The sequence below is a fragment of the Nevskiales bacterium genome, from assembly GCA_035574475.1.
Lineage (GTDB): Bacteria > Pseudomonadota > Gammaproteobacteria > Nevskiales > DATLYR01 > DATLYR01.
The window spans coordinates 24,590-31,869 of the sequence record DATLYR010000195.1 but is presented as its reverse complement, the minus strand read 5'-3'; the positions used below and the strand labels follow the sequence as shown (position 1 = coordinate 31,869).

5 protein-coding genes are annotated in these 7,280 nt (G+C 66.8%); all 5 read left to right on the top strand.

Annotated elements, in window-relative coordinates; genetic code table 11:
- Positions 1-1,287 (top strand): prolyl oligopeptidase family serine peptidase (locus VNJ47_11885; protein ID HXG29533.1); only part of this gene is annotated, 1,287 nt, incomplete at its 5' end.
- A 105-nt stretch (positions 1,288-1,392) separates the two neighbouring features.
- Positions 1,393-2,514: a beta-ketoacyl-ACP synthase III gene (locus VNJ47_11880; protein HXG29532.1), complete on the top strand. Its 1,122-nt coding sequence runs from the start codon at positions 1,393-1,395 to the stop codon at positions 2,512-2,514.
- On the top strand, positions 2,460-5,114 hold the full coding sequence (gene pepN / locus VNJ47_11875) for an aminopeptidase N (protein ID HXG29531.1): 2,655 nt from the start codon (positions 2,460-2,462) through the stop codon (positions 5,112-5,114). Before VNJ47_11880 ends, pepN begins: the two co-directional genes overlap by 55 nt.
- 59 nt (positions 5,115-5,173) lie before the next feature.
- A complete protein-coding gene (gene phoB / locus VNJ47_11870; GenBank protein HXG29530.1) occupies positions 5,174-5,866 on the top strand; it encodes a phosphate regulon transcriptional regulator PhoB in 693 nt (230 codons plus the stop codon).
- A gap of 12 nt (positions 5,867-5,878) precedes the next feature.
- A complete protein-coding gene (gene phoR, locus VNJ47_11865) occupies positions 5,879-7,186 on the top strand; it encodes a phosphate regulon sensor histidine kinase PhoR (protein ID HXG29529.1) in 1,308 nt (435 codons plus the stop codon).
- The last annotated feature ends 94 nt before the right edge of the window (positions 7,187-7,280 follow it).

Sequence of the window (7,280 nt, the reverse complement as noted above, 5' to 3'; positions counted from 1 at the left end):
GTGCCCGGGCTGGTCCATACCGCCGCCGGCACCGGCCTGCTGCTCTGGCCGGGCGACCGGCGTATCCCGCAGTGCCTGGCCGGCAGCGCCTATGTCGCCGCCGCGCTGGCGGTCCCGGCGGGGTTCCTGCTGGGTGGCCCGTGGGCGCTGGCGCTGCTGGTTCTGGTGCTCGCCAGCTACGGCGTGGCTGGCCATGCCGCCCTGCAACACGAACCGCTGACGCCCGGCGTGCCGGCGCCCGCGGTCACGCCGGGACTGATGCTCAAGGTGGCGCTGGACGAGGGCCTGCTCTGTTATTTCACCCTCAGTGCACGCGTGCCGACCGGGGAACGCGCGCGGCTCATGCAGATCGAGTGCGAGCGCATCCGCGCCCAGTACCGCGACCGTGACCTGCGCAGCTTCCATCGCGAACCGATACCGCCGCAGAACCTGCAGCTGCGGCCACGGCGTCTTTATGGGCAGGACTACCAGCACCTCTGCTTCGACAGCGGCTACCAGCCCTGGGAGGACGATCCGGGCGCACAGGCCTGGCAGGCGCAGGCGCGCAACCGCCGGGCGCATGCCTGGGTGTTGCAGCATCCGGGGCCGCCGCGGCCCTGGCTGGTCTGCATCCATGGCTATCGCATGGGCATGCCGGTACTGGATTTCCTGCTGTTCCGGCCGCGCTGGTTGCATCACCGGCTGGGGCTCAACCTGCTGCTGCCGGTGCTGCCGCTGCACGGGCCGCGGCGCGAGGGCCTGCGCAGCGGCGACGGCTATCTGGACGGGGATTTCCCGAACTTCATCCACGCCGAGGCGCAGGCCATGCACGACATCCGCAGCCTGATCGGGTGGTTGCGCGACGCGCAGCAGGCACCGGCGGTCGGCGCCTTCGGCTACAGCCTGGGCGGCTACAACACCGCCCTGCTGTCGTGCCTGGAGGATCGCCTGGAGTGCGTGATCGCCGGTATTCCGATGACCGACATCGCCGCCACGCTATGGCGGCACATGCCCCCGCTGCAGCTGCGCTACCTGGAGTCGCTGGGCCTGACACAAGAGGCCGCCCGGGAGGCGCTGCGGGTGATCTCGCCCTTGGCCATTCCGCCGCGCACGGCGCGCCGCTACGTTTTTGCCGGCACGGCCGACCGGCTGATTCCGCCTGCGCAGGTGCTGGCGCTGGCGCGGCACTGGCAGCTGCCGGAAGGACCGGTCTGGTACCCCGGCACGCACCTGAGCTTCCGCCGCGAGCCGGCGGTGAGCGCGCTGATCCTGCGGGCGCTGCGCGAAAGCGGATTGATCACGGGGTAATCCGTGTTTTTGCTTGCATCTCGGCGTGCAAGCCAGTAGCTTTACCAACCGGCCTGGACAGGCCGATATTCCGCCTACGTTCAGCAAGTTACCTCCGGAGTATCCGTGCTAACGACCGTCATCAGCGGCACCGGGTTGTACACACCCCCCGAGTCCATCTCCAACGACGAACTGGTGGCTTCGTTCAACGAGTACGTGCGCCGTTACAACGAACGCCACGCCGCCGAGATCGCGGCCGGTAGCCTGCAGCCGCTGCAACCCTCCAGCACCGAGTTCATCGTCAAGGCCTCGGGTATCAAGAGCCGCTACGTGATCAACAAGTCCGGGATCCTGGACCCCGAGATCATGTGCCCGCAGATCCGCACTCGCGGCAACGACGAGCCCTCGGTGATGTGCGAGATGGGTATGGTGGCTTCCCGGGAGGCGCTGGAACGCGCCGGGCGGTCGGCCGCCGACGTGGACGCCGTGCTCGTGGCCTGTTCCAACATGCAGCGGCCGTATCCCGCGATGGCAGTCGAGCTGCAGCATTATCTGGGCGTGAAGGGTTTTGCCTACGACATCAATGTCGCCTGCGCTTCGGCCGCCTTCGGCGTCCAGGCGGCGGTGGAGGCGATCAGCCGCGGCGATGCGCGCGCGGTGCTCGTGGTCAGCCCCGAGATCTGTAGCGGGCACCTGAACTTCCGTGACCGCGACAGCCATTTCATCTTCGGCGACGCCTGCACGGCGGTGCTGGTCGAGCGGGCCGACCGCGCGCGCAGCGCGGATCGCTTCGAGATCCTGGGCACGAAGCTGATGACGCAGTTCTCCAACAACATCCGCAACAACCGCGGCTTCCTCAACCGCGCGGAGGTCCCACCCCGCGACGAGCGCGACACACTGTTCGTGCAGGAAGGACGCAAGGTGTTCAAGGAAGTGGTGCCGGCGGTGGCGCAGCTGCTGACCGAGCACCTGCAGGCACTGGGGATCGAGCCCGGCACGGTCAAGCGCTTCTGGCTGCACCAGGCCAATCTGGGCATGAACCAGCTGATCAGCAAGAAGGTGCTGGGACGCGAGCCCGACGCGCTGGCGGCGCCGGTCATCCTCGATGAGTACGCCAACACCAGCTCGGCCGGCTCGGTGATCGCGTTCCACAAATACCACGCTGACCTCAAGCCCGGCGACATCGGCGTGCTGTGCGCCTTCGGCGCCGGCTATTCGGTCGGCAGCGTGGTCATGCGCCGGCTCTGAAAACGCCGGTTCCTACGCGCCGGCTCGACTACCGGCCGCCGGCCTGGCAGGTCGAGCGCGTCGAGCTGCATTTCGAGCTCGATCCGCAGGACACCCTGGTCCGCTCGCGGCTGCAGCTGCGGCGCGATCCAGCGGCGCCGACTACGACGCCGCTAGTGCTGGATGGCCGCGGGCTGGAATTGCTCGAGCTGCGCCTGGATGGCGAAGCACTGGCGCAGGAACGTTATCGGCTGGAGGAGACCCGGCTGACGATTGCGGATGTCCCGCCGCAGGCGCTGCTGGAAGTCACCACGCGCATCCACCCGGCTACCAACACCGCGCTTGAGGGCCTGTATCAGTCCGGCTCGCTGCTGTGCACGCAGTGCGAGGCGCACGGCTTCAGCCGCATCACGTATTTTCCGGACCGGCCAGACGTCATGGCGCGCTATCGCGTGACGCTGTCGGCGGATCAGCGCCGCTATCCCGTCCTGCTGGCCAACGGCAATCCGGTCGCCAGCGGCATTGGGGAGGGCGGGCGGCACTGGGTGACCTGGGAGGATCCCTTCCCCAAGCCCTGCTACCTGTTCGCGCTGGTGGCCGGCGACCTGGCCCTGGTCGAGGACCGGTTCGTGACCCGCTCCGGCCGGCCGGTCAGCCTGCGCATTTACGTCGAGCCGGAGAATCGCAGCCGCTGCGCGCACGCGATGGCATCGCTGAAGCAGGCCATGCGCTGGGACGAAGAGGCCTACGGCCGCGAGTACGACCTGGACCTGTTCATGATCGTCGCGGTCGGCTCTTTCAACATGGGCGCAATGGAGAACAAGGGCCTCAACATCTTCAATGCGCGCTACATCATCGCCGACGGGCAAACCGCGACCGACGACGATTTCGAGGCGGTGCGCGACATCATCGCGCACGAGTACTTCCACAACTGGACCGGCAACCGTATCACCTGCCGGGACTGGTTCCAGCTGAGCGTAAAGGAAAGCCTCACCGTGTTCCGCGAGCAGCAGTTCAGCGCCGCGATGGGCTCTCCCGCCATCGCCCGCATCCGCCAGGCGCGGCTGATCCGCGACCAGCAGTTTCCGGAGGATGCAGGCCCGACCGCGCACCCGGTCCGCCCGGATAGTTACCTCGAGGTCAATAACCTCTACACGCTCACCGTGTACGAAAAAGGCGCGGAAGTGGTCCGCATGCTGCACACGCTGCTGGGCGAACAGACATTTCGCCGGGCGATGGATCTCTACTTCGAGCGCCACGACGGCCAGGCCGTGACGGTGGAGGATTTCCTCAAGGCCATGGAGGATGCCAGCGGCCGCGAGCTTGCACAGTTCCGGCTGTGGTACAGCCAGGCCGGCACGCCCTGTCTGCAGGCACGCTTGGCATACGATGCCACGTCCGGCACTCACATCCTGCGGCTGGCGCAGTCCTGTCCGCCGACGCCGGGACAGCCGCACAAGCAGCCCCTGCATATCCCGGTGCGCATTGCGCTGCTCGACGAGGCGGGTGGCTTGCACCACGAGCAGCTGGTCGAGCTGCGCGGGGCGCAGGCCGAGTGGACGTTCACCGGGCCGGGCAGGCCCTGCACGCTGTCGCTGCTGCGCGGCTTCAGCGCACCGGTGCGCAGCGAGTACACGCTGGATGATGCCCAGCTGCGCAGGCTGTCGCTGTATGCCGGTGACGCTTACGCCTGCTGGGATGCAGCGCAACAGCTGTTCCTGCGCCAGCTGCTGTGCCGTGTCGAGCCCGTGCTGCAGACGGGCACCATGCCGCAGGCCATCGAGCTCGCCGGCCTGGTGCGCGAGCTGCTGCAGAGGGCGGATTTCGATCCGGCGCTGCTTGCCGAGATGCTGCGTTTGCCCGCGGAGGTCCAGCTCGTCGATCAGCTCGAGTCCGCCGACGTCGGCGCCGTGGTGCGCGCGCACGACAGCCTTTGCCTGGAACTGGCGCAGCTCACGCGCGATGCATGGCTGGACGTTTTTCACCGCAATTGCGGCGACGGACATGGCTGGCGTTTCGATGCGATGGAGATCGCACGGCGGCGGCTGCGCGGTCTCGCACTACGCTGGCTGACGGCCTCCGGACACGCGGAGGATCGTGTACTGGCCCTGCGCCAGTACCAGGCTGCGGACAACATGACCGATGCACTGGCCGCCCTCGTCGCACTCAATGACTGGGACTGCCCGGAACGCAGCGAAGCGCTGGCGCATTTCCGTCAGCGCTGGCGTGCCCAGCCGCTGGTGCTCGACAAATGGCTGGCCTTGCAGGCCGGCGCGCGTCTCACCGACCGGGTCGAAGCAGTCACGGCGCTGCTGCAGGCACCGGAGTTCGACCTGCGCAATCCCAACCGGGTGCGGGCGTTGCTGGGGACCTTCGCTCAGCACAACCTGCGCGGTTTCCATCAGGCGGATGGCGCCGGTTATCGCCTGGTCGCGGACCAGATCGCGGTGCTCGATACGCTGAACCCACAGGTGGCGGCACGGCTGGCGTCGGCCTTTACCCGCTGGCGACGCTTCGCCGAACCATACCGTGGTCTGATGCGCGGACAGCTGGAGCGACTGCATGACACACCGGGGCTTTCGGCCGACGTGGCTGAAATCGTTTCCAAATCTCTGGGATAGCTTCGGCCTGTCATCGAAATGTCATATCCTCTGCCTAGGATGCGCGGCGGAGGTCGAACATGACAGGGCATCACATCCTGGTCGTCGAAGACGAGGCACCTATCCGCGACATGTTGCGCTTCACCCTGGAGCGCAATGAGTTCCGCGTCAGCGAGGCGGGCGACGTGCAGTCTGCGCGCCTGGCCATCGCCGACCAGCGCCCGGACCTGGTGTTGCTGGACTGGATGCTGCCGGGCGTGAGCGGCATCGAATTCGCGCGCGAACTCAAAAAGGACGATAACACGCGCGATCTGCCGGTGATCATGGTGACGGCGCGCGCGGAAGAAGAGGAGAAGGTCAGGGGCCTGAATCTCGGTTGCGACGACTACATCGTCAAGCCCTTCTCTCCTTCCGAGCTGGTGGCGCGCGTGCGTGCCGTCCTGCGCCGCACGTTGCCTGGCGGCGAGGCGCAGCGCATCGAGATCGACGGGCTGGTGGTCGATGCCGCCAGCCAGCGCGTGACGGCGCGTGGCGAAACCCTCAAGCTCGGGCCGACCGAATATCGTCTGTTGCACTTTTTCGTCAGCAATCCGGAACGCGTATACTCGCGTGAGCAGGTCCTGGACCGCGTATGGGGTCACGGGGTGTATGTGGAAGAGCGGACCGTTGACGTGCACATCCGCCGGTTGCGCAAAGCACTGTCGCCGCACGGCTACGACCAGTACATCCAGACCGTGCGCGGAACCGGCTACCGTTTTTCCTCTCAGCTCTAAGCCCGCGCGTGCATGAACGCCGCCTGGCAGAGTGAACTCACCCGCCTGGCAGGCTGGATCGCGCTGTGGCTGCTGGCCGGTGTGCTCAGCGGTGCCTATGCGCTTTGCCTGCTGACGGGCATCAGTCTTTACCTGGGCTGGCATTTCCTGCATGTCTACCGACTCTTGCGCTGGTTGCGCGAGCCGCAGAGCCATGAGCTGCCGGACGGCAGCGGCGTATGGGAGGAAGTCTACCGCGCGTTCCGTGTCCTCGACCGGCGCAACCGTCGTAGCCAGACCCGGCTGGAAAACCTCGTCAGCCAGTACGAGGCCTCGACGGCTGCGCTGCCCGATGCCACGGTAGTGCTGAACCGGGATGGCCACATCGCCTGGTTCAACGAAGCGGCCGTGACCTTGCTCGGCTTCCGCTCGCCGCAGGATCTGGGGCAGCGTGTGGTCAACCTGATCCGACATCCCGTCTTCACGCAATATCTGCAGGCCGGCCGCTACGAGCGCGACATCGAGATTCCGTCCCCGGTGAACGTCGGCGGCTTGCTGTCGATCCGGGTCATTCCTTACGGCCAGGATCAGCGCCTGCTGATCGCGCGCGACGTGAGTCAGCAGCAACGGCTGGAGCAGATGCGGCGCGATTTCGTGGCCAATGCTTCGCACGAGCTGCGCACGCCGCTGACCGTGCTGCGCGGCTATCTGGACGTGATGGTCGAGGAGTCCACGCAGCGTAGCCCTCTGCAGCCCTGGGCGGGCCCGCTGGCGGACATGCTGCGCCAGGCCACCCGGATGGCCAACATCATCGAGGACCTGCTGAAGCTGGCGCGCATCGAAGCGAATACCGGACCGGCACGGCATGAAGTGGTGGAAGTAAGCGCGCTGCTCCACAAGCTGGTCGAGGAGGCACGGGCCATGTCGGGCGGGACGCAGGCCATCACGCTGGAGGCCGAGCCGGGTCTGGCGCTGTATGGGCACCCGAGCGAACTGCAAAGCATCTTTTCCAATCTGATCCACAATGCCATCCAGTACACCCCCGCCGGCGGGGATATCCATGTGCGCTGGTGGAGCGACCCGGCCGGCCTGCATTTCTCGGTCACGGACAGCGGCATCGGCATCGAGCGTAAGCACATCCCCCGGCTGACCGAGCGCTTCTACCGGGTGGACCCCTCCCGCTTCAGCCGCACGGGGGGCACCGGCCTGGGACTGGCAATCGTCAAGCACGCCTTGGAACACCACGAGGGCAGGCTGGAAATTGCCAGTGAAATCAACGTTGGCAGCACCTTTACCTGCCATTTCCCCGAGCACCGGGCGCGCCGTCGCAACGCCGCCTGATCCGTCCCGACAGCCCGTGTCCGGGCTGTCATCAATCCGTCATATGACAGTCATACCGTGGTCACGGTCGCTGCTCACACTGCGCGCAGTTTCA

Bases quoted from the DNA above. Each gene is read 5' to 3' on its own strand.
- phoB (HXG29530.1), top strand. From the start codon at position 5,174: ATGACAGGGCATCACATCCTGGTCGTCGAAGACGAGGCACCTATCCGC.
- phoR (HXG29529.1), top strand. From the start codon at position 5,879: ATGAACGCCGCCTGGCAGAGTGAACTCACCCGCCTGGCAGGCTGGATC.